General features: G+C 35.5%; 25 protein-coding genes and 1 tRNA gene. 13 read left to right on the forward strand and 13 right to left on the reverse strand.

The annotated features are described in order from the left end of the window. Positions 1–81: 81 nt before the first annotated feature. From glmS to N2Z58_02270, 4 genes are read right to left on the reverse strand one after another with little or no spacing between them, the layout of a single operon-like run. Complete coding sequence (gene glmS / locus N2Z58_02255; protein MCX7653486.1) at positions 82–1,893, reverse strand: glutamine--fructose-6-phosphate transaminase (isomerizing); 1,812 nt, start codon at positions 1,891–1,893, stop codon at positions 82–84. A gap of 43 nt (positions 1,894–1,936) precedes the next feature. Further along, positions 1,937–2,941, reverse strand: a complete 1,005-nt coding sequence (gene plsX / locus N2Z58_02260; GenBank protein ID MCX7653487.1) for a phosphate acyltransferase PlsX — start codon at positions 2,939–2,941, stop codon at positions 1,937–1,939. Then, positions 2,938–3,120: a 50S ribosomal protein L32 gene (gene rpmF, locus N2Z58_02265; GenBank protein ID MCX7653488.1), complete on the reverse strand. Its 183-nt coding sequence runs from the start codon at positions 3,118–3,120 to the stop codon at positions 2,938–2,940. Before rpmF ends, plsX begins: the two co-directional genes overlap by 4 nt. Positions 3,121–3,122: 2 nt before the next feature. Continuing rightward, entirely contained in the window at positions 3,123–3,662 is a 540-nt protein-coding gene (locus N2Z58_02270) for a DUF177 domain-containing protein (GenBank protein ID MCX7653489.1), read from the reverse strand. Positions 3,663–3,792: 130 nt separating this feature from the next. On the opposite strand from N2Z58_02270, the gene fliF reads away from it, so the two are divergent. The 12 genes from fliF (at position 3,793) to N2Z58_02330 (ending at position 16,334) form a co-directional block, all read left to right on the forward strand. Continuing rightward, positions 3,793–5,400 (forward strand): flagellar basal-body MS-ring/collar protein FliF, encoded by a 1,608-nt coding sequence (gene fliF / locus N2Z58_02275; GenBank protein ID MCX7653490.1) that lies wholly within the window; start codon positions 3,793–3,795, stop codon positions 5,398–5,400. Between the two features lie 23 nt (positions 5,401–5,423). Then, positions 5,424–6,428 carry a flagellar motor switch protein FliG gene (gene fliG, locus N2Z58_02280; protein MCX7653491.1) on the forward strand — a complete coding sequence of 335 codons (1,005 nt, stop codon included), beginning with the start codon at positions 5,424–5,426 and terminating at the stop codon, positions 6,426–6,428. Positions 6,429–6,458: 30 nt separating this feature from the next. Next, the gene (locus N2Z58_02285; protein ID MCX7653492.1) at positions 6,459–7,025 is read left to right on the forward strand and encodes a 3'-5' exonuclease; all 567 of its coding nucleotides are present in this window, start codon (positions 6,459–6,461) and stop codon (positions 7,023–7,025) included. Between the two features lie 2 nt (positions 7,026–7,027). Further along, a complete protein-coding gene (locus N2Z58_02290; GenBank protein MCX7653493.1) occupies positions 7,028–8,266 on the forward strand; it encodes a PhoH family protein in 1,239 nt (412 codons plus the stop codon). A gap of 32 nt (positions 8,267–8,298) precedes the next feature. Then, entirely contained in the window at positions 8,299–8,847 is a 549-nt protein-coding gene (locus N2Z58_02295; protein MCX7653494.1) for a hypothetical protein, read from the forward strand. Further along, a complete protein-coding gene (locus N2Z58_02300; protein ID MCX7653495.1) occupies positions 8,838–11,291 on the forward strand; it encodes an AAA family ATPase in 2,454 nt (817 codons plus the stop codon). Before N2Z58_02295 ends, N2Z58_02300 begins: the two co-directional genes overlap by 10 nt. A 3-nt stretch (positions 11,292–11,294) precedes the next feature. After that, complete coding sequence (pyrH, locus tag N2Z58_02305; GenBank protein ID MCX7653496.1) at positions 11,295–11,999, forward strand: UMP kinase; 705 nt, start codon at positions 11,295–11,297, stop codon at positions 11,997–11,999. Positions 12,000–12,031: 32 nt separating this feature from the next. Continuing rightward, complete coding sequence (locus tag N2Z58_02310; protein MCX7653497.1) at positions 12,032–12,844, forward strand: 50S ribosome-binding GTPase; 813 nt, start codon at positions 12,032–12,034, stop codon at positions 12,842–12,844. Continuing rightward, positions 12,837–13,304: a chemotaxis protein CheX gene (locus N2Z58_02315; protein ID MCX7653498.1), complete on the forward strand. Its 468-nt coding sequence runs from the start codon at positions 12,837–12,839 to the stop codon at positions 13,302–13,304. Before N2Z58_02310 ends, N2Z58_02315 begins: the two co-directional genes overlap by 8 nt. A 97-nt stretch (positions 13,305–13,401) precedes the next feature. Further along, positions 13,402–14,049 (forward strand): 5'-methylthioadenosine/S-adenosylhomocysteine nucleosidase, encoded by a 648-nt coding sequence (gene mtnN, locus N2Z58_02320; protein MCX7653499.1) that lies wholly within the window; start codon positions 13,402–13,404, stop codon positions 14,047–14,049. Between the two features lie 45 nt (positions 14,050–14,094). Beyond that, a complete protein-coding gene (locus tag N2Z58_02325) occupies positions 14,095–15,042 on the forward strand; it encodes an RluA family pseudouridine synthase (protein MCX7653500.1) in 948 nt (315 codons plus the stop codon). Beyond that, entirely contained in the window at positions 15,039–16,334 is a 1,296-nt protein-coding gene (locus N2Z58_02330) for a DUF5693 family protein (GenBank protein MCX7653501.1), read from the forward strand. Before N2Z58_02325 ends, N2Z58_02330 begins: the two co-directional genes overlap by 4 nt. A gap of 42 nt (positions 16,335–16,376) precedes the next feature. On the opposite strand, the gene N2Z58_02335 is transcribed toward N2Z58_02330, so the two are convergent. From N2Z58_02335 to N2Z58_02365, 7 genes are all read right to left on the reverse strand, one after another. Continuing rightward, a tRNA-Val gene (locus tag N2Z58_02335) sits at positions 16,377–16,451 on the reverse strand. Between the two features lie 51 nt (positions 16,452–16,502). Beyond that, positions 16,503–16,958: a chemotaxis protein CheW gene (locus N2Z58_02340; protein ID MCX7653502.1), complete on the reverse strand. Its 456-nt coding sequence runs from the start codon at positions 16,956–16,958 to the stop codon at positions 16,503–16,505. A gap of 86 nt (positions 16,959–17,044) precedes the next feature. Continuing rightward, complete coding sequence (locus tag N2Z58_02345; GenBank protein MCX7653503.1) at positions 17,045–17,257, reverse strand: hypothetical protein; 213 nt, start codon at positions 17,255–17,257, stop codon at positions 17,045–17,047. Positions 17,258–17,287: 30 nt separating this feature from the next. Then, positions 17,288–17,695 (reverse strand): flagellar export chaperone FliS, encoded by a 408-nt coding sequence (gene fliS, locus N2Z58_02350; GenBank protein MCX7653504.1) that lies wholly within the window; start codon positions 17,693–17,695, stop codon positions 17,288–17,290. A gap of 26 nt (positions 17,696–17,721) precedes the next feature. Then, on the reverse strand, positions 17,722–18,315 hold the full coding sequence (locus N2Z58_02355; GenBank protein MCX7653505.1) for a hypothetical protein: 594 nt from the start codon (positions 18,313–18,315) through the stop codon (positions 17,722–17,724). Continuing rightward, on the reverse strand, positions 18,315–18,851 hold the full coding sequence (locus tag N2Z58_02360; GenBank protein MCX7653506.1) for an NUDIX hydrolase: 537 nt from the start codon (positions 18,849–18,851) through the stop codon (positions 18,315–18,317). The genes N2Z58_02355 and N2Z58_02360 overlap by 1 nt, the downstream gene beginning before the upstream one ends. A gap of 26 nt (positions 18,852–18,877) precedes the next feature. Continuing rightward, a complete protein-coding gene (locus tag N2Z58_02365; GenBank protein ID MCX7653507.1) occupies positions 18,878–21,415 on the reverse strand; it encodes a hypothetical protein in 2,538 nt (845 codons plus the stop codon). A gap of 401 nt (positions 21,416–21,816) precedes the next feature. On the opposite strand from N2Z58_02365, the gene N2Z58_02370 reads away from it, so the two are divergent. Next, on the forward strand, positions 21,817–22,296 hold the full coding sequence (locus N2Z58_02370) for a hypothetical protein (protein MCX7653508.1): 480 nt from the start codon (positions 21,817–21,819) through the stop codon (positions 22,294–22,296). A gap of 1,277 nt (positions 22,297–23,573) precedes the next feature. Here N2Z58_02370 and N2Z58_02375 read toward each other — a convergent pair. Continuing rightward, a complete protein-coding gene (locus N2Z58_02375) occupies positions 23,574–23,834 on the reverse strand; it encodes a hypothetical protein (protein ID MCX7653509.1) in 261 nt (86 codons plus the stop codon). Positions 23,835–23,900: 66 nt separating this feature from the next. Next, on the reverse strand, positions 23,901–24,377 hold the full coding sequence (ribH, locus tag N2Z58_02380) for a 6,7-dimethyl-8-ribityllumazine synthase (protein MCX7653510.1): 477 nt from the start codon (positions 24,375–24,377) through the stop codon (positions 23,901–23,903).

Consider the following 24,377-nt stretch of genomic DNA (forward strand, 5'->3'; position numbering starts at 1 on the left):
AATTTATTAAAATGAACTAAATTTTTGTAAACAGTGTAAAAATCCCCTCGTCAGATGACCGAGGGGATTTTTCTACGACATCTATTCAACAGTTACACTCTTTGCAAGATTTCTTGGTTTATCCGGGTCATATCCTTTTTTGTCAGCTATGTGATACGCAAACAGTTGAATTACAGGTGCCATTATCAAAGGATACAAATCTTCATGCACCTTGGGCACATAAATTACGTCGTGAGATATCTTACTAATTTCTGTGTCTCCCTCGGTTGCAACAGTTATTATCCTCGCATTTCTTGCGCGTGACTCTTCTATATTACTGCGCATTTTTTCGTACAAACTATCCTTTGGTGCAATCGCAAAAACTGGAAAGGTTGGATCAAGTAAAGCAATAGGTCCATGTTTCAGTTCACCTGCGGGATAAGCTACCGCATTTATATAACTTATTTCCTTTAGTTTTAAAGCACCTTCTAAGGCTGTAGCAGTGTTTATCCCACGTCCAATGTACATAAAATGGTGATAATTTTTATAATAATCAGCTAATTGTTTTATTCTATCGTCTTGGATAACTTTTTTAAGTATCTTGGGTGATTCGTTCAACTGTTTTGATATTACCTGCTGATCTTCACTCCAAATGTTTCTTTTTTTCATCATGTAAAGTGCTAACGCGTACAAAAGTACCAATTGGTTAACGTAAGTTTTTGAAGCAGCAACACCGATTTCTGGACCTGCATTCATAAGCAACGTCACGTCACTTTCTCTTGTTATAGTTGAGCCAACAACGTTTGTGATAGCAAGGACTTTTCCACCAACTTTTTTAACCGCTCTAACACTTTCGAGCGTATCTGCAGTCTCTCCAGACTGAGAAATTGCGATCGTCAAAGTTTCGTCCGTTACTCTTATCGGTCTGTATCTAAATTCAGAAGCAACATCTATTAGCACATCAACATCAAGGTACTTCTCGACAAAATACTTAAACACAAGCCCTGCATGATAGCTGGTACCACATGCAACAAGGAGTATTCTCTTTACATTCTCCAAATTGAACTCATCAAGCTCTTTCAAATTTGGCTGCAATTTTTCATCGAATCTCCCAACAAGCGCACTTTCAATAGCTTCAGGCACTTCGTTAATTTCTTTTAGCATAAAGTGTTTAAATCCACCTTTTTCAGCAGCTGATTCGTCCCATGAAATATGTGTATGCTTTCTGATAACAGTGTTACCGTGAATATCAGTAATTTTTACCCTGTTACCTTCTATATAAACTACATCTCCATCCTCAAGAAAAATTACATCTCTTGTGTATTTTATTATTGGTGTAACATCAGAAGCAAGTACACATCTCTCATCAGTACAGCCAAGAACAAGTGGACTTCCTTTTCTTGCACCGATCATCACATTTGGTACATCTGCATGTACAACCGCTATTGCAAATGCACCTTTCAATTTCTTAAGTGCATCGAGTACTGCCCTATACAAATCACCTTGGAAAGACTCTTCAATAAGATGACTTATGACTTCTGTATCCGTTTCTGATCTAAATTTGTGACCTTTTTCAAGTAATTCTTTCTTCAATTCCTGGTAATTTTCAATAATCCCATTGTGCACAACTGCAATCTTACCAGAACAATCTGTATGAGGATGTGCGTTCCTATCATTTGGAGCACCATGCGTTGCCCATCTTGTGTGAGCTATACCACCACGGACGATTTTTTGAGTTTCAACAACGTTCCTCAAAGCATCAATCCTACCTACACTCTTGCTAACGTATAAACCTTTTTCGTCAATAACCGCAACACCAGCAGAATCATATCCCCTATATTCAAGTTTTTTGAGTCCTTCTATTAAATCTTCCACCTTAAACTCATGACCAATGATTCCAACTATTCCACACATAAGGAACCCTCCTGTTTTAGCTGGAGTATTTTCAATTCCAGCCTCATCCTTGGAGACTAATCTTTTCCAATGAATTTTTCAATTTATCAATAATACCTTGCTCAACACCATCTGATGCAACTTTTAGCGCATTATAGATAGCAAATTTATCTGAATTTCCATGTGCCTTCACAACCACACCATCCACACCAAGGAAGAATGAACCACCATACGTTCTTGGATCAAGCTTCTTTTTGAGTTTTCTCAGTGTTCTTGAAAATATTAAAGCACCTATTATCCCATCTAAGCTTTTCTTAGCTTCTTGTTTTATTGTATTTGAAATAAGTTTTGCAACTCCTTCCATTGTTTTCATTGCTATATTACCAGAAAAACCGTCAGTTACAACCACATCAACAGTTCCAAGATTAATATCGTTGCCTTCCACGTTCCCAAAAAATTTATCTTTCAAAGATTCTTTTAAGATAAGATGGGCTTGTTTTTCACGTTCTGTACCTTTGTTTTCTTCGGTTCCGACATTTAAAAGTCCAACTTTCGGATTAGATTTTCCAAGGATCTTCGCATATTCAATTCCCATCACCGCAAATTGTAATAACCATTCCGGCTTGACTTCCGCATTTGCTCCGGCATCAATGAGTATTGTGAAATCATTCAAACTTGGTACAGGTACAGCAAGTGCAGGTCTATCGATGCCTTTAATTCTTCCAATAACAAGTGTAGCACAAGATAAAAGTGCACCAGTATTTCCCGCACTAACCAACGCATCAGCACATTTTTCTTTAACAAGCGTTGCAGCAATATACATTGAACTCCCTTTTCTTCTCAGTGCGTCAGTAGGTTTAATGTCCATTGGTAAGTAATCTTGAGCTTCTACAAGTTCAACCAGGTTTTTATAGCGATCAAAACCATTCAAGACATTGGAGGTGCCAACCAAAAGCAATCTTATATCTTTTTGTGTTTTATTCAATTTTTCCAAATACATAAGAGCGCCGGCTTTTATCTCTTCCGGCGCTCTATCTCCGCCCATTAAATCCAGCGCTATACGAATCATTTTGCTACCTCAAACACCTGCTTCTTTCCATAGTAACCGCATCTCAAGCAGACTCTGTGTGGTTGCTTAGGAGCACCACAATTCGGACAACTTGTTACCGATACACTGAATGCTTTGTAAATCTTTGCTCTTTTGTGGTGTGTTCTGCTTCTTGAACGCTTTTGCTTTGGTACTGCCATGTTTATCCCTCCTGTATATGTTTGATTTTTCGCAATATTTCGAACCTAGGATCTATCTTTTCTTCAATTTCTTTGCATTTATGTTCAGGTTCTTCATTTAAATCTGCCCCACAATAAGGGCACAGACCTTTACAATCCGGTTTGCAAACAAAAACATCTGGTGCGCTACTAACTATTGCTTCGATGATCCTTTCTTCAAGATCTATAATATCACCAGTTAATAGAATCTCATTTGACAAGTCTTTAAGTTCTTCACTTTTATGCGAATATTTCTTCTCAAAAGTATACACCGCTTCTATTATTCCGTCAATGTACATTTCTGAAATTTTTAAACATCTATCACATGGACGTTCTACGTAACCCCTTGCATAACCTCCGAGAAGTATTCTGTTGTCGACATAAGTTAAAACAAGTTTAACCTTGAACCCATCGTCAACGACTTTGTATGTCCCTGTGTGTAATTCAACCTCTTTAGTAAAGTATGTATCTTCAATTACCTTTCTCTTTTCATTTATAAGTTCTTTCACGCTTATTTTCCACATTGCAATCACCTCGGCACTTTGGTATTATAATTATAGTACCTTTTTCGGAAATGTTAACTGAGAAAAAATTAATATAGTGTAAATTTTCTTATATTTTTGTGATATAATTGGTTTTTGGTGGTGAAACGAAATGGAGTGGTTCAGGAAGATTGTCGACTGGTTTGCTAATTTCCCTCAATGGTGGAAAAGCTTACAAAAAGGTCAAAAAATGGTTATACTGATGGTTTTAGTATCTATTGTACTAACCACGGTTTTTCTTGCAATAGTAAATGCTCCAAGATATCAACTTTTACTTACGACAAGAACAGAGCAGGACGCAGGCACAATAATCCAACAACTCGAAAATCTTGGAATACCTTACAAAGTAGATGCTGGTAATAGAATATTGATCCCCACGACATACAATGTTTACGAAGTCAGAATGCGCCTTGCTTCTTCTGGTGTACTTTCAGGCTCTACAAAAGGATTTGAGATATTAGATCAAACCTCACTTGGAGCGACAAGTTTTGACAAACAAGTGCGATATCAAATAGCACTTCAAGGAGAGCTTGAACGAACAATCTCAACCATTAAAGGTGTTCAAAGTGCGAGGGTTGTTCTCACACTACCAAAGTACACATACTATGTTCGCGGAGAAATGTCAGAACCAAGAGCCTCTATAATGGTTGTTATGGATGTGGGACAAAGTCTAACAAAAGAACAAGTTAAAGGTATAGTAGCCCTTGTTCAGGGAGCAGTTGAAGGCATAAAACCAGAAAATATAAGGGTGATCGATCAAACAGGTCATGACCTTACAGCTATGCTGAACCTTGATCAATCAACTGCGTTGGCTTCAACCAAGTTGGAATTAAAGGTAAATCTTGAGAATTATTACAAACAAAAGATAAAAGCCCCACTTGAAAGCGTTTTTGGACCAGGAAGAGTGGAAGTTATTCCAGATGTGAATCTAAACTGGGAGAAAGTTGAGAAACAGATTAAAACATACACTGCCCCCAATAAGAAAGAAGGGTTAGTTAGGAGTAAAGAAACTGAATCTGAATTGTCTACAACACGCCAAGGAGTTGGTGGACCTGTTGGTACTGAATCAAATATTCCTCCTACAACATACGAAACTGTTGAAGGAACAGGTACGACAACGTATCAAAAGAGTCATGAAATTGTGAATTATGAATTGAACGAAATGGTGGAAAATATAGTGAAAAACTCCGAAGGCGAGATAGAAAATATAACAGTTTCGGTGATTATAGATTCATCATCCACTGTACTTGAAAAAGCATCAAAAAGTGAAGTTGAAAAATACGTTCAATCTATTATAGAAAAGAGTATCTACGCAAACACTCCAGATGGTTCAATAACCTATGCTGTTGCATTCTTACCATTCAGCAGAGAGCTCCAAGAGCAATTCCATAAGGAACTGCAAGCAATTAGTAATCTTCAAAAAGTGAGAACACGTTTGCTTTTGCTTTTGCTTGCCTCTACTCTAATCTTTTTTGCAACTTATCTTGGCTTAGTACAGTTTAGGAAAATTAAGGCTAAGAAGATTATCCAACAAAGGTACAAAATGCTGCAAGAAGAAGCTCAACGTGCTATTGCTGAGCTCGAAGAAGAGGAAGTTATACCTGGGAAGGAAGAAGAATTGCTGCTTGAGCAACTTAAAGGTTACTTGCAGCAAGTTGCAGAAAATACACCAGAAGAGGTTGCAACCGTGTTAAAAGTTTGGATTTCTGAAAAAGCATGATGAATTTAGGAAGGATGATATAAATGGCTGGTAAACTTACCGGTAGAAGAAAAGCAGCTATATTGCTGGTGACTATGGGACCTGAACGTGCAGCTAAGGTTTTGAAAAACCTTGAAGATTCAGAAGTTGAAGCTTTAACAGTAGAGATTGCTAACTTAGGTAAAGTCACGAACGAAGAAAGAAAGGCTGTACTTGAAGAGTTTCAAAGTCTAACAAAAGCGCGAGAAATGATAATTTCAGGTGGTATAGAATACGCTAAAGAAATGTTAATAAAAGCATTTGGTCCGGAAAAAGCAATGCAAATTATAGAAAGGCTTGTTTCAAATCTTGCCGTTAAACCTTTCGAATTCATGAAGTCAGCAGATGTTGTTCAAATTGTTAACTTTTTACAATCAGAACATCCGCAGACTATTGCTTTAGTTTTAAGTTTCTTAGATACGAGAATTGCAGCACAAGTTCTCGGCTCACTACCAGAGAATTTACAACTTGAAGTTATAAAACGTATATCGTTGCTCGAAAGAGCTTCACCTGATGTTGTCAAAGAAGTTGAAAAGTTGCTGGAGAAGAAATTCGCGGGTGTAGCAACGCAAACACTTAGTGCAGTGGGCGGTCTCGATACTGCAGCTGAAATTATGAACAACCTTGACAGATCAACAGAAAAGGCTCTTATGGAAAGACTCACCTACGAAACTCCAGAACTTGCTGAAGAAATTAGAAGAAGAATGTTTGTCTTTGAAGATATACTCAAGCTCGATGATAGATCTGTTCAACTTGTGCTTAGAGAGGTTAATACTCAAGATCTTGCTGTTGCATTGAAAGGTGCTTCTGAAGAATTAAAGCAGAAGATATTTAATAACATGTCCAAACGTGCTCAGCAGCTTTTAAAAGATGAAATAGAATTTATGGGACCTGTGAGGGTAAAAGATGTTGAAGAAGCACAGCAGAAAATTATAAATGTAATAAGAAGACTAGAAGAAGCTGGAGAAATCGTGATAGCACGTGGTGGAGGAGAAGAATTGATCACCTAAGTTTTGAAGTTTTAAGAAGGGGCTTTTTTCATGTGGGATGAAAATGTATACTGTTGTGTTGACATAGAGACTACAGGTATCGATCCTTCAGGTGGAGATAGGATTGTGGAAATTGCTATAGTTCCTGTATATAAAGGAAAAATTGTTAAGGGATGGATTTATTCTTCATTAGTTAACCCAAAGGTGCACATTCATACTTACGCTCAGAGTGTACATAAAATTAGAAATTCCGATGTAGAAGATGCACCAGGGCTTGAAGAAATAATTTCTGTGGTAAGAAGGTATTCAACTGACACGATAATGGTCTTTCATAATGCAAGATTTGATCTTACATTTCTTGATTATGCGGCAAAAGAGGTAGGGCAATTACCTCTCGATATTTACTATATAGATACTCTTGATATATCACAAGCGGTGTATGGTAAACGAAGAAAACTTGAAAGCTTAGCACAGGAGCTTAAGGTTAACCACAAAGTTACACATAGAGCTTACGATGATGCACTTGTTACAGCGAACGTATTTATAAAGTTTTTTGAAAAATTTGGTTGGGAAGTTATACATGAATTTTTGAAAAGATGGGTAGGAAAGGAGTATTGAACATGGTCAAAAATTACATCCTCGACACTAACGTACTTATCCATGACCCTGAAGCTATATATTCATTCGAGGATAATAATGTTTTCATACCGTTACCTGTTATAGAAGAACTTGACAAACTCAAAAGAGAGCAGGGAAGAGTGGGTAAGAATGCAAGAACATCCATAAGACTACTTGACGAACTCAGAGGAAAAGGGAACTTACACAGTGGAGTAAAGCTTGACACGGGAGGAACTTTAACTATACCCGTGCTGAGTGAAGCTGACTTCAACAGATACCAGGTTAAATTTTTATTTGAGAAGTACGTTGACAATTGGATAATAGCGTACAGTGTTTATTTGAAAGAACACAGGAAAGAACCAACGATAATCGTTTCAAAAGATATAAGTTTACGTATAAAGGCATCCGCGCTTGGAATAGAGGCTGAAGATTACCTCACCGACAAAAATGACCTTGCACTTTTACCACCTGGGTATATAAAAATTGATTCAATAAAAAAAATCGAGAAAGAAAAACTGACTCCAAATGAATACATAGAATCTGACGAAGGATACTACAGATTTAACGGAGATGATTTTGTAGAGATAGACTCAAAATTAAAAGTCTTCGGAATAACGCCAAAAAACAAAGAACAACTATTCGCACTTGATGCGTTACTTAACGATGAAATAAAATTTGTTTCACTTATTGGCATTGCCGGTACTGGAAAGACATTTCTAGCACTTGCAGCAGCACTTCACAAAACTTTACAAGAAGGGACATACGACAACATAATTGTGGCAAGACCACTCGTGCCAATGGGAGGAAAAGACATCGGATATCTACCTGGTGCACTTGAAGAAAAGATATCCCCATGGATGAGTGGTGTGATGGATAACTTAGAGTACCTTTGCAGGCTTAACAGCATTAGTTTTAAAGATTTAGTGAAAAAAGAAATCATAGAGTTAGAAGCATTAACATACATAAGAGGACGTTCGATTCCAAAACAGTTTATCATAGTTGATGAAGCTCAAAATCTTACACCTCTTGAAGTTAAAACAATATTAACGCGAGCTGGTGAAGGTACAAAAGTGGTTTTAACAGGAGATCCCTACCAGATCGACACACCTTACCTTGATGAAAGCAGCAATGGACTTGTGCATGCAGCATCAAGGTTTAGAGGACAACGTATAGCATGTCACATCATACTTAGCAAAGGCGAACGATCAGAACTTGCATCTTTGTCAGCAACGATTTTGTAAGAAAACAAATTAAACCTTGGGAGGAATGGTGAGTGATTGTTGAAGTTAACAATCTAAGATTGTACGATGATTACCCTGGTTTTGGAAAGTTTACTGATCATATATTTAAAAGCAAGGTTAACTTGTTAATTTATCTTTCAAAATCGTTTCCAGACGCTGAATTTGTATTTTATAACATCTTAGGTGAATACGGACTCATCGAAGAAATCGATGATTTGCTGAAAGGAATCTTTCACCGATACAGCATAGTTATTGAAGAGGAAGAAAAAGACTTCAACTCCTCACCGATCAACAACATTCCAAAAATAAAAGTTGATGGCAAAATACAAACATTGGAAGATGTTGAAACAATAGGCTTAATACATGCAGAAAGGCTTGAGAATTTTGTTTGCAACTACACAAATTGTTTTTACATAATTGAGAACTTTGCAGCAAAAACTTACCGTGATAACGTCATCACGTATACAGTTGACGTTACACCTAAAAACTTTGTTGAATCAAACATTATCAGTTCAGTCGACGAACCTGGTAAAAAATACTTCCTTCTCAAACTTCTCAGGGGTGAAGAAATATGTTTTTGAAGAAAGCTAAAATAGCCGGATTTGGAAAGATACTCGACAAAGAGTTCAACTTCAAACCTGGGCTAAACGTCGTATTCGGACCAAACGAAAGTGGTAAAACTACACTTGCTAAATTCATACTATACACACTTTCCACACCTTCAAAAGATTCTTTGAAATACAAGCCTTGGAACAGTGATATTTTTGGAGGAACACTTGAAACTTCTGAAGGAACAATGCAATTTGGAACTATAGATAACAAAAGATACGACAAGGAACTTTTAGAGAGTGTATCGTTTTTGATGGAAGATGATGATTTAGAAACTCTTAGAATTGATAAAGATATAATAGAAAACTCACTTAAAAAGAAAAGTGAACGTACAGAAACTGGAAGGATAATAAAAAACGCAATAGCTAATTTGGAAAAAATCGATCTAAGTAGGTGTTTCACAAGATTATCCACAGAACTTGACGATGTAAAGAAAAGATTAGATAGCTTGAAAAATAATATCAAAAGAAAAAATTCGTTATACTTGTATGGGAAGAAACTTCTTGGTGAGATAAATTCTTCTAAGAATAAGTTGGTCAGTCAATTAAAAGAACTTGAAGAAGTAAGAAGAAAAAGAACAGAAGATTTAAAAAGTGAAATAAACAGATTAAAGGCAAAAATACAAGAATCAAAAAAGAACTTAAACGATGTTCAGTGGGTTGAAAAAATTGATCAAAATATTGTTTTTGAAATTTCAACTTTAATATCGAAGATTAACAACATACGAACTGAAATAGATAAACTGGAAAAGGAAGAAAAAGCTCTTAACCAGATGTTGGAATCAAAAAACAGTGAGATAGAAAATAGATTTAAGTTGCTTGGTGTGACATCTTCGCAAGATCTTGAGAGCGTAAGTCTTAGACTCAAACATTTGAACCTATTAACAAAAATGTACTCAGATGGCATCAGAGAGACGAAAGAAGAAGACCCATTATGGCATATCTTTATAGAAGATCCTACATTAATTGACCGTGCTGAAGATGAGGAACAAAGATACATAGAATCAAAAAATTTCTTAGAACAGCAAAAAGTAGAATTACAAAATAAGATTGAAAAGACCGAAAACAATACAAAATACTCAAAAGATCTATCAATACTTTTTGCAACAGCCGGTATTGTGCTTTTGGTATTGGGATTACTTTTCAATAAGCTGGCTTTTTTCATGTACATCCCTTCCACTATCCTTCTTGGAATTTCTGTTACATTGCTGATGAAATGGCGAAAAAATATCGCTGCCATATCTGTTTTGCAGGAAAGACTTGTTGAAATAGCAACTCGACAACCGGAAATCCCACAAACTTGGAAAATCTTATCTCGGTATGGTATAAAAAATCTAAAGGAACTGCGAAAAAAATACGCAGAGTTTTTAGAATGGAAGGCAGCAAATGTAGAAAATCAACGCAAATTGGTTGAATTAAAAGAAATAGAAAAGGAAATTATTAAAGAATTATCGCGATTCAACATTACGGCTTATTCTCAAATGATAATTTCAGCTGTAGAAAATTTACAAAGAACGTTCAACGAAGTCCAAGAACTGATATACGAAAAAGAGTCGATTGAAAGGAAAATCGGACAGATAAAGGGGGAAGACTTGTCGTTACAAAAGGATCTTAAAAATCTCCATGAAACTCTCGAGGAAGAGTTAAAAAAGTATGGTGTAAAAAGGCAAGATATTGAGAATTACAGACAATACTTTGAAAAATATCAAGAGATAAAAACTGCAATTTCTGAGCAGTCAAAATTGCTTGAAGATTTGGAAAAACAGCTACTTAATGAAGATAGTGACAATACCATACGCCAATTAAAAACGAACATAACCTCTCTTGAAAACAATATAAAAAAGCATGAGGAAGAATTGGAAGATATTCTGGCTAAACATCGTGAAATTACTGTTGATTACGATGAATTCAACGAACTAATTCAAAAAAGAGACGAGTTAGAATTTAAACTTAAACTGATCAGTTTGTTGAGTAGCTACATACCTGGAATTTTCGAATATCTTAAACAAAACTATGCAAATTTCGTTGAAAACTATTACAAGATATTCAGCGAAGAATTCACGAAATTCTTCAACCACGTCTCCGGACAGGTTAAGAATTTCTTTGTTACTCCAGAACTTACCGTAAAAATACTTGTTGAAGGTGACTTAAGAGATCCAGCTGATTATCTGAGTGGTTCAACGAAAGACTTAATTATATTTGGTATAAAAAACGCGCTGTACAAAGCTTTTTACGACGGTAATCTTCCACTTGTAATAGATAACACACTGATTAGATTAGATGATAATAGATTAAACAAAATGTGCGAATTTTTACGTGAAGAAGCTAACCATAGGCAAATAATAATACTTACGAGTGACAAAAGAGTAATTGAAAATCTGCACTCAGAAGCCAACATACTCTACTTGGAGGGATAAACTATGTACAGACGCGTTTTGTTAAAATTAAGTGGTGAGGTACTAAGTGGTGAAGCACAAAAAGGGTTTAGTGATGACCACGTTGGTTATCTCATAAATGAAATAAAAGAGATATCTGATTATGGTACTAAACTTGGTATTGTTATTGGTGCAGGAAATCTTTTCCGCGGAAGAGATTTTGAAGGACTAAGACCAACTATCTCTGATCAAATAGGAATGCTTGGTACCGTTATAAACGCTCTATACCTTAAGGACAGATTTGAGAATTGTGGAATAAAAACTGTTGTTGTTTCTCAAATTGTTACCCTTCCCTCGGTAAAGTTGATTAATTACGATGATATAGATCTATACTTCGATGCTGGTTACGTGGTTATATTTGCTGGCGGTACAAGTAACCCGTTCTTTACTACTGATACTGGTGCGGCACTTAGAGCTGTTGAAATGAAAGCTGAATTGCTTATCAAAGGAACTAAGGTGTCTGGAATATACGATAAAGACCCAAAGTTACATAGTGATGCAAAAAAATTCAATGTGATAACTTACGATGAAGCGATAGAAAAAGATCTTAAGATAATGGACACAGAAGCATTTTCAATCTGTAGGAGATACAATATGAAAATACTTGTCATGAACTTCTTTGAAGATGGTAACCTAAGAAAGGCTATTAGAGGTGAGAATGTAGGAACACTTGTCGTTCCAAAGGTTTGAAGTCTTTTAAAATTAACTGCGGACGTGATAAGATGCAAAAACAAAGTAAAAATGAGGAAATAAATATTTGGTATCCTGGACATGTGCAAAAGGCAAAGAAACAAATCAAAGAAAACATTAGAAAAGTAGATATAATACTCATTACTTTAGATGCAAGAACCCCAGTTGCAACAACCAGCTTTGAAATTAAAATCTTTAAAGATAAGACAAAGATTTTTTTGTTAAACAAATCGGATCTGTCGGATCCAAATTACAACAGGCTCTGGTTAAAAGAAATCTCAAATCAGTTCCCAGCTATATTGACAAACAAAGATACAACTAAAAAAGAACTTGTAAGCTTTATAAAAAGTGTAATAAATAAAGAAAATCCACATATCGCAGTTGTCGGTGTTCCAAACGTCGGTAAATCAACTATTATCAATAAATTACTTGGTCGTCACAAGGCTAAAACAGGTGGTCAACCGGGTATAACCCGCGGTGTCCAGTGGGTGAGTGTAGAAGGCTTAACCGTACTTGACTCACCTGGAATTTTGTATTCCAAGATCTTCTCAAAAGAGATTGCCGCAAAACTATTGTTGATAGGTTCTCTTCCAATCGAAAGTGCCTCTGATGATATCTTCGAGATGGCATTTTCAATCTACAAAAACGCTGCTGCCTTAGACATTGAATTATACACATTACTTGAGGATTTCGGAAAGAAACGCGGATTTTTAAAAAAGGGAGGAATAATTGACATAGAAAGAGCACGTTTTTCATTTTTCAAAGAATTGTCAGAGGGAAAATTTGGCAGATACACTTACGATACAGACTTTGAAAAGTTCTGGGAGGTGCTAAGGCATGGTTGATGTGAGGATCGTTAATTCGGTTTTGGCTTCCGCACAAGGTACATACGAAGCAGTATTGCAAATGCAAGCACAATTTGGAAAACCACAAGCTGTCAAGGATATTACACCGAAATATAATATTGTCACGGTTATAGGCTTTATCGGTGATATCGAAGGTAACTTTGTTTACTCATTCAGCGAAAAAACAGCGTTGAACATAGTTTCAAGAATGATGGGAATGGAGTACAACACTATAGACGAACTTTCACTTAGCGCAATAGGCGAATTAGGAAACATGACCTCTGGAAGCATTGCAACTAACTTAGAAAAATTAGGCTACAAAATAGACATCACACCTCCAACTGTTATAACCGGTAAAGATATGAGAATAACAGCCGAAGGCATTATAATAAAACTACCAGTAACACTTTTCGAAGCCGAAGATGTTGAACTCCATATTGCAATAAGAGGAGGAAAATAAATAAATTGCAAGTTACATATGGTGAGGATTTTTTGTTCATCATCGAAAGCCGAGATTGCATTTGCCTGCAACTTAAATTTATTCACGGGGTGGTTTTATGATTGTCGTTACAGGTGTTTTAAAAGAAGAGATAATAGGAGTTTTTAGAGAATTGCTACCATTGTTAGAAAATGGAGAATTGATAAAACGTAATTACTCAAGAGGAATAATTGGTGGTAACGAAGTAGTGACGTTGTACGGGTTTGTAGGAAAAGTCGAGAGTGCTATGATAGTTCAAGCAATAATAGACAAATTTCATCCATCTTATGTTGTACATTGCGGTTCAGCAGGTTCTATTTCGCCACATTTAAGGATAGGCGATGTAGTATGTGGGGTAGAATACTATGAACATGACTTTCAGGGAGGAAACATACTTCCAATATTTGCATCCACAAAGCTTATAGAAAAGATAAAAGACGTTTATCAAAATATTATACTGGGTCCTATGGTGAGCGGTGATCTTATTGTTAGCGATAAAAAAATAAAAGAAGATTTGTACAACAAATACAATGCCTTAGCTGTTGATATGGACAGTGCTGCGATAGCAAAGGTTTGTCAAGAAAATGGAATTGAATTTTGCTCGTTAAAAGTAATAGTCGATACAAGTGAAGAAAATGCTCATGCAGAATACGAACAATATTTTAGAAAGTTTGCAAGCTTACCATCAACTATTGTATCAGAACTGCTAGATAAACATCTATTTTGATATTTAACAGCCTTCATTATCATATAGGAAGAAGGTGTTGCATGAATGGTAAACAATGTTAAACAAACAAACGTATTAGGACACGTATTCGAGTGGCATGTGGATGAGTCAAATTACTTTTCAAGAATAGACAAGTTTCTTAGAAAGGTGCTTAAAAATGTACCGCTTAGTGCTATTTATAAACTCTTTCGAACTGGAAAAGTGCATCTTAATGGACAAAAAGTTAAAGATCCTTCAACGAAACTTACCTTAGGAGACTTAGTACAAATAATGGGAGAAGACATTAACAAATACAACAGGGAATACAAAGAACTAAAACCAGTCAAAATGAAATTGGATATAATATACGAAGATGAAACACTTCTTGTCATCAACAAACCAGCACACTTATCTGTTCATCCTGGTAAGAACATTAACAAACCATCTTTAATTGAAGGCTTGAAATATTATGGCGAAAAAGCCGGATTTGAAGCTTTTCTGGTCCACAGACTGGATAAAGACACCTCGGGAGTAATGGTCATTGCGAAAGATAGAAATATCGCAAGACAGATAAGTGAAATAATCTCCTCACGCAACGTCGAAAAAAAATACATGGCTTTGGTTTTTGGAAAAGTTCAAAAGTTAGTTATAGAAGAACCTATCGATAACCAATACGCAAAAACTATTCTGACACCTGTAAGATATTTTAAGATTCATCTTGACGGCGAAAATGTTGAACTATCACTGGTGGATGTAGATATAGAAACCGGTAGAAAGCACCAAATACGAAAGCATTTATCTTTAAAAGGTTTCCCTATAGTTTGTGACAAAAATTATGGCGATTTCAAACTTAACAGACTATTCGCAAAAAAATACAAATTACAAAGGCATTTTCTACATTGCACACAGATCAGGTTCAACTTTAGAGGAAAAGAATACAATTTCATAGCCGATTTGAGCGGAGAATTAAAAAACGTTTTACAGCTGCTGGAGCTGGAGAGTGGTAAGATTTGAAAGTACCTCTTTTTTCAAAAAATGAGAATTACATAAACATAATAATAGCACTATTCTCAATAACCATATTATGTGCAACAATTCTCAGAGTGCCTATCGACAGATCAAATCTCTCAGTTACAGTTTTTTTCGATAACGATCCTCGCATCTTATTTTACACAGGTAAGGAAGAAATAAAACCAGACACACAGTTGATTATACCATTTGAAAAAGTGGAACTATCGGAAGAAGACTTCTTAAAAAAAATCAAAGGTAAATACGTCGGAAATCTTGAATTTTACGGCGATACAATCTTTGTCAGAAGTTTCTACCAGAAGACCAGGTACGACAAAATAGTAAAAGTGCACTATGTTAAGCCAAAGGAATTACAACGATATAACTCATTCTCATTATTCAAAAGACTTTGGAGAGCGGTCGTTGAAAGAAGTGTTGAGGTTATAGTACTACCAAATTCAGATGTATCACTCCAAGCTTTTGAGAAATTTAGCAATTTCTTTCAAATTTATAATCAAATTCCAAAGCCAGACAACTCGAATTGGAACACAAAAATATTTTCAGTACTCCTTGGCTTATATGTCTCTCTACAAATGCCAATTGCAACTTTTTGTTTCTTGCTATTTCGTGTAGACTGGCTCTTTGTAAGTATAGTAAGCATACTTGGAACAGTTGCTTGTTATTTTTCATCAAAAAACAACTTCACAAAAATAGCAAACTTTTTCATATTGGGCACGCTAACCAATTTTTCGCTGTATTCATTCCAATATTTAAACGATCTCGATACATACAGGGGTGTAAAAGCTTCACTTACAATTCTTCCAGCAATCGTTGGATTAAAAGTCCTGCTTTCATTGCGCCAAAACGATAAACCCAAAAAAACGAAACTTGACAAAAAGCAACTCACACTGTTTGTCTTCTTGTTCGTGTTGCTCATTGCAACCACAATCGCTTACGTAATACTAAGAAGCGGAAATTATGGATATGTAACTGAATCCGAAGAAAAGATTAGACTCGTACTTGAAAATGTCTTCATAATAAGGCCGAGGATCAAAGAGCTTTTGTTTATACCAATCCTTCTACTATCTACAGACTTTAGAAACAAATACATAAGAATAATCTTTGATTTCCTCGGAACGTTTGCATTAGTTTCCATATTTAACTCATTTTGCCACATAAAAGCCCCCGTATTTATCACTCTTTACAGGGAAGTTATAACTATAATTGTAGGTGCCGTTGTATATGCAGTCATAGTTATATTCAAAAACCTTCTCAAACTTTGGACAGGAAAAGCATAATAAAAAAGGCAGGCTATAAGCCTGCCTGAACAGCTTTTTCATTGGTGGGTGTGGTAGGAATTGAACCTACGACCCCTTCCTCGTGAGGGAAGTGCTCTTCCACTGAGCTACACACCCACAAAAACCTTGAATATTCTATCACAAATCATACTTTTTTCAAGATGGTCTTCATGCCAATTTTGACAGTGCAAACTTTTCTTCCGCAGTAAGTAAATTATCTACCTCAAGTGTCAAAACCATCTCCGAAGGTAATTTTATAACACCAGAAATAAACTTAGCATTAGAAATTCCACCTACATGTGCTGGTGGCTCATCTATTAAATCATCTGTAACAGTTAAAACTTCCCTAACATCATCGACTAAAAAACCAACCTTTTTTCCGTTTTCTAATTTAACAACTATTATCTTTGTCTTTTCCTTATTAGAAAAATCCTCAAGCATAAATTTCCTTCTCAAGTTAATTATTGGAACTATTTCCCCCATTAAATTGATTATCCCCTCAACGTAATCTGCAATATTCGGCATCTTTGTGGTTTTTTCGTATTCTTTAACCCTTTCCACTTTCATTATATTGATGGCAAACAACTCTTCACCTAAGTGAAATGTCAAAAATTTCATCTCCATTATACCACCTCCAATTTGAGATGTTCTGCAAAAACAATTTTACCACATTTTTTGTGGTTTGCAGCAATGCCTTTTGATTTTTTTACTTAGAATTTGAACAAAGAGAAAACTATCGAGAGGAAAAGAAAAGCAAGCGCAAAAAATAGCCATCGAAAACCTAAAGCATTACTTTCCTTTGACTTACGCTCACTTTCCTTTCTCAAAGCTCGCAAACCTATCTCGAAAAATATAATCGAAATAACCAGAGCCACAACAAATGCAATGAAAAATATATTGGAAATAAAAAAAGAAATTCTCATTCAATTCACCTACAACAATACACGAAAGGATTAAAAAGTTAGATTAATTCTCGGTTTATTAACGTCTATCTGACTTGCTGTGCTTCCTGCCGATTTCATAGCCTCGCGCCAAGTTGATAGCAAATCAGAAAGCAGAGTTTTAACATCGTCTATCATATTCTTATCTTTCTTTATATTCGCTTCAACTAAAGTTCTATACATATAGTTATAAAGTGCTCTCAAATTTTTGGCTATGTCACCGCCTTTTTCCAAATCAAGAGCCAAATTAAGCTCCATAACGATATCTTGTGCTCTTACTATCTTATCGTTGGCTTCTGTGTAATTTTTTTCATCAATCAATCTTTTAGCATCTTCCAAGACACTTATCGCCTTATCAAGCAAAAGTTCTATCAACTTGGCGGGACTGGCCGTTAAAACCATTTGTTCAGTGTAATCCATAAGCATTCCTCCTTGAAATAAGGGTCTTAATTTACCCTTGTTAAGGCTTCAAGAACCTTTGAAAAGTACTCAATATAAAAATCAAGCACACGAGGAATCTTGTTTTCCACAATATCCGAAATCTCAAGATTATCTTTTTTATCAAGAGCAGCAAGCAATTCTCTCAACGTCGAGGTTACTTCCTCTAAGGTTATAGACATTCCAAGTTCACTTTCCGGAAGTTTAGTAATTTGATTTGTTGAATTCCTCAAATTTTCCATTGCAGAAATCCCATCGGACAGATCTTTTATTGCTTTCCATCCATCCTCATTCCCAATTATTATATTATTCGAAACTCTTGGTAGCAAAGTTTTCACATTATTTATATAACCAAGCACATCCTTCAAAGTATCCTTCAAGAACTCAACAGTGTTAACAATTTCCATCTCTATCAATATATCTTCATCAATTTTTGCACCTTTCAGTTCATCAACATAAGAAATTGGGACAAGTTTGTCGTTAACTTTTAGACTTTTCAAAACCTTTCCAGCTGGAATCATTCTCCTGAGAAAGTCTCCGAAATTTTCAAAATCATTTGCGTTATGCATTTCCTCTTTGCCGTTTATAATAACCCTAACCATCATCTTTCACCTCTTAATTTGAAATATGCTCTTAATATCCCTATCACTGTTTTTACATCTGTGATCTCTCCATTAATACATTTCTTTACCACATCATCAAAATCCTCAATGTGTACCTTAAGTATCTCATCCTCATCTGGAGCCATTGTACCTTTGTACAAATCCTGAGCCAAATACAAATATATCACCTCGTTTGAAAAACCAGGTGTTGTATGTATATATCCAAGATAAATAAATTTCCCAGCTTTGTAACCAGTCTCTTCTTCAAGCTCTCGCTGAGCACACTCAATAGGATTCTCGTCTGGTTTGTCAAATTTACCTGCTGGTATTTCCACCAAACTTTGTTTCACCGGATATCTGTACTGTTCAACAAGAACGACTTTACCATCGCTTGTTACAGGCACAACAGCAACAGCCCCGGGATGCAACACATACTCTCTAACACTTACAACTCCATTTTCAAGCAAGACTTCATCTTTTAAAACTCTCAATAAAACTCCATCGAATATCACCGAAGTACTTATCGTCTTTTCCATAAACATTATAACCCCCATCTTTGTAATCATTTAAGAATAATTGAAATATCAATTTTGTAAAGTCCAACACCTTGCGCTGTAACAATTCTCCCCGTGCTTTTTGAGATAGCTATGGCTAAAATCGACTGCTTAAAATTATTGTACTGAACAACAGGTACAAAATTATTATTCCAAATTTTCATGAGATTGTCAGTTCCTGCTGTTATAATAAAATCGCCATATATCATAACCTTGAATATTGTTGAATTGTGGCATTTCTTAACTAATTTCACGTTTAATTTATCATCGAGTACATACACATAACCATCCCAACCTGCAGTGTATACACTCGTAATTTTACCACCTTTTCCATCGATAGACCAGAGTGTATCATTACACAATCTATTCTTTTCAAAACCGTTAGACGTTAGCTTTAAAACATAACCTTCCAACGTAGATGCATAAATTTTATCATTTGAAATTGCAAAAATATCAGTTACAGATAAATTTGTTTCATAAATCCTCAGAGATTTGTTGGAAATCACATCCCAAAGGATAATTCTACCGTCCCAACCACCACTAATCAAATAATTCCCAATAGAATAGAGTGCCCACACATAACCCTTGTGTCCAGAAAGAGTGTTGATCAACTTACCACTGTTTAGGTCCCACACCTTTATCGTTTTATCGCTTGACGCAGAGAAAATTTTATTCCCGATCTTTACAATCTTTTTCACCGCATCCGTATGATCATCTAAAACCTTGGAAATGTGAAAACTTCCTGTTTTTTCATCGTAGTTCCACACAACTAACTTTCCGTCCTCATGACCAGAAACCACCGTATCATCAGCGTACAAAGTTGATACCTTTCCCAAATTAGATGCAAATTGTCTGACAACCTTTGTTCCTTCAAGCTCCATAACCCTTCCGTTTGACAAACCAACGAATACACTATTCGCATAAAAAGCAACAGAAACTACAGGTGCTTCGAATTCCAAATCACTTACATCCATTCTCAAAAAACTACCACCGATTACCAATTTCTCACCGTATTTCTTTATCAAAACAGCGTCATAAATAGGCATAAATATAATTTTCTCCCGTAAGATGGTCTTATTTACTAAAGACAATTCTTTCAATATGCCATTGTGTAAAAATATCAGCAACCTCTTTTCATCAACAATTAACTTCACAATAGCAGAGCCAAAATTACCAACTTTTGAATAACTTTTTCTAACATGATTAAATTCATACAATTCACCTGTGTTCGTACCAATAAACAAGACATCATTATATAAAACAGCAGAAGTAATCCAGGTTCCAACCACAGAAAACAACTTGTGGAAAGCATTAGACGAATACTCATACACAACTTCATAACTTCCCAAAAACAATCTCTTTTCATCAGCCGCTGTACTGATACAAGCATTTTCCAAAACAAACAGCCTTAGAATCTTACCATTAGCTATGAAATATACATTACCATTTCCTGTTGTAACCACAAGGTTACCTTTATACTTTTCAATGCAACGTACTGAACTGTTCAGATTCAAACTCCAGGCAACCATTCCGGAACTTCGATTGTATGCTTCTAAAACACTATCTTCACGTCCAACATATAGGAAATTACTATCTGCATGTAACCTAATAGAAGAATAGAAATGCCTTGATGATTTAGAAATATACTTTCCATCTAAGGTATAACAGAATACCTCTCCTTGCCTATTACCAGCAAATAATTTCCCCTTTAAAACAGTAACAGATGTCAATTCAGCAGGTGAAATCTCAAAACGATAAGCAATATCAAAATTTTTCTTAACATCCAAAAAAACAACCCCACCACCTTGAGTTGCAACAACATAGTTTCCGTAAACCCTCAAAGCATATATTCCTTCATGCAATTTAGCCACTTTTTGCAACTTTAAATCTCGACTGAGTTTGTATATACTTCCATCCATTAATCCAATCAATACAACATCAGAATTTGAATTTACTTCTACCAAACGTACCATCGACAATATCTGGCTTTTAAGTTCAAAAGATTTTATCAACTCAAAATTTTTCAAATCAACAATGTTGACTCTACCTTTTTCATCTCCACTGAATAACCAATCGTCAACCACTAAAAGACTTCTTATCCATCCATCGTGGATATTCAATCTTTTGAACTCTGAAAACCGTTTCCAAAAGATAAGCATATTATCAGATCCACCGGATATAATGTAATCTTTATAAAATACAACAGAAAAAATAGAACCCTTGTGTCCAATCAATTCACTTAACAACTTTCCAGAATTTTTCTCATATACCCTTAGAACATTATCTGGCTTGTACCCTCCAACAACCATAAACCCCTCATAAAGTCCAACACACCTTGCCCAACTATTGTGTGTACTCAGACTTTGAATAATTCTTAAATTATCATCCCAAACCTTTAACATGCCATCAGCACCAACAGAATAAAGAAGTTTTCCATCTGTTTCAACCTGCCACACACTGTCCTTGTGACCATACAAAGAGAAATCCAAACAAAAAATATTACTTAACAAAACAATTAGAAATAAAATACAAGAAAATTTTTTCACCTGATATATTCCCTCCGAGAATCATCTCATCTAGATAAAATTATTATATCACTCATTCAGCAAAATCTTGTGTTATGATACGTAATATGATATTATTTAATAAGAAAAGCATTGCGATGATAAATTTTAGTTTAGCTTAAAATAAAAGCCAGCTTTTTAAGAAGCTAAAAAAAGCATATGAATTGAATACAGGAAAGATGAGAACAGACAATTCGTGGTATGCAGCAAAATAACACTTGAGAATTGCGAAAATGGTAGCTTAGATAAAAAAACACTACAGAAGGCTATAGTTGTCCCAAATACCGCCAGCTGGGGAAGGGACAACTCGAAAGGCGGTAAGAAATACCCCAGCCATCTAGACGTGTACAGTTTTGTACAGTTTAGATGATCAGGTGATTGGTATGAGAACTATGAGATTTGTTGTCATACTTTCTGTTTTTATTTTGTCAACTTTGGTATTTTCGCAACAAGTGCAACAAAAGACAGCCAACCTTACTTTAGGCTTAGGATTCTCAGCCGAAATTTTAACTGGTGGTGTAGGTATCGGATTCGCTTTTCATACCAATTCCCCTGTTGCTATATTTGTCTTTGGTAATGCACTTCAGAACCTTCAAGGGTATTGGCGAGCCGATGTTAACGCAGGTATAGGTTTCAAAATTTCGTTGATACCCAACTTTGAAAACTACTTAACTGGTGGAATAAGCTACGGTATGTTTCACAATGGAAACACAATAGGAGTTTACGGCGGACTTGCAGTTGAAACACAGTATGATGGTTTGGGATTTTACCTATTGGCAAATGCTACTATTTTTTTAGGTGGCGGGCTCATACCAATAATTCCAGTCTTTCCAACACAGATAGGAGTAAAGTACGCATTTTAAGATATTATATCAATAAGTAAATTCAACAGTCGTACACTAGCATAGTAAAACAAAAACCAAGAGTCGGTTTAAGGTGGTTTAATCTTTCTTTTAAACTTAACAATTACTTCAGTGATAACGTTTTCGTTATCCTATGTTTTTATTTTCGTACCAATATTGCATGTGTACTTAATTTATGTACAATTTCCAACTTAATAATGCCATTACGCACCATTCCCTCAAAGCTCAATTTTTTCCAACAACTTAAACAATTACTATAAACACATGTCCGGTGAAAATCTTACCCCTGCTTGCATACACTGACTGTTGTCTAACATTTGGTCGTGTCATTCTTAACCGGATTTCATAAACCTATTATGGTATCAACCATCCCCAAAATCCTCAACTCATAACTCTATACCTAAACATCTGCTTCATATCAAAACTCTTTGTTTTCGCTCATTCACGTCCAAACATCCATCTTACCCAAAACCATAGCACGCAAACAAGCAGCTAAAAATACAACTATCTTAGCGCAGTTCCCATCTCTTTCAGAGAGAAGTACCTTCCTGACTCTTGGATTCCAGAATGCTCTTAAATTCTTGCTTTTAGACTGCGTTTTTCCGTACCTCTTATTTTAGCTTTCATTAAGCGTGTCTTCTTATGACTTACTCTTTACCTACTTGCCCTTGGATTCCTGACTCCGGACCTGTTTTTTGGTTTGTTCCAACTTCAGAGTTGTTCATTATTTGCTTTATCTCCCGTGTTCACAATCGTAATATTGTTTTCATAATAGGTACGGAAATGGTTTTTAAAACAGAGCGATTTTCAAGTTTTGTTGAATTTATGCCATTTGTTGAATAAATTGTTTTTTCCAATTATCAGTGCCGCGCCTGTTTATGCGGAGTTTGGATTGTTGTCATGGAAGCTTTAAGATTTTTCAACTGATGTAGGTAGTTATAAACATTTATTATATGAGTTAGTTTTTTGAAAACTATTACATATTTTGTTGCGTTTAAAATTTTTTATTCATAAGTACATTTAACCATTTTTCATTTTTTTTTGTCAAGTTGTTGCTCTGTTTTCCTCATATACTCATATTAAAGATAGTATTAAAGATAGTACCCTTGCCGGGTACTATCTTGTTTTTGTATTTTGATTTTTTTCCAGTATGTTCAATACTTTTTTAACTCTTCCGATGAATTTTTTCATTCAATGATAAGTGTATTTGTCTGAAATGGTTTGCCAGTTTCGTTATTTATTGTGTTATTGTAACCGTGGATTTTGATATACGGTTCTCATCGCACTATTCGTTTCTTGTGCTGCTGCGCTTTGCTGGTCGAATTCGCTGCTAAGTTTTCTATTCGGTTTGATGACTTTGTCACGTCTTGGAAACTTGTTGATATTTCTTCTACTTTGCTTGTTACTTGTTGGACTAATGCTGATACGTTTTGTGAGGCTTTTTCCATTTGTTCAAGTGTTTCTTTCGATGCCTTTTTCCTTTGATCAGCACCATTTATTTCAGATATTTTGGCACAAAATTTTTTGAATCTAAGCACATAAACTCACATGTATACATTTACAACTGAAATTATACTGGAAGATTATCAGTCTAAGTAACACTTTTAATTTCCATGCTTTAAAATTTTTCTTAAGTTTGCCATTTCAAGTGCAGCCATGGCTGCTTCGAATCCTTTGTTTCCACTTTTTATTCCGGCTCTATTCAAAGCTTGTTCCACAGTTTCGGTTGTTAGTACTCCAAAAGATATTGGTATTTGAGATGTGAGGTTGAGCTGAGCAACAGCTTTTCCTATTTCGTTTGCTACAATGTTGAAATGGTAAGTTTCACCTTGTATGACGGCAGCTAAAACTATTATTCCGTCATATTTTTCCGTATTCTTACTCATGATGTTCAATGCATAAATAGCTTCAACACTACCTGGAACTTTGATAACCTCTATATTTTCATCTTTTACACCGTGTCTTTGTAAACAATCTAAAGCACCTTCCAATAGTTTATCGGTTATTGCACTGTTAAATCTTGAAACTACTATTCCAAATTTCAACCCCTCACCGTTATAGCTGCCTTCCCAGATACGCAT

Source organism: Fervidobacterium sp. (assembly GCA_026419195.1).
Taxonomy (GTDB): Bacteria; Thermotogota; Thermotogae; order Thermotogales; family Fervidobacteriaceae; genus Fervidobacterium.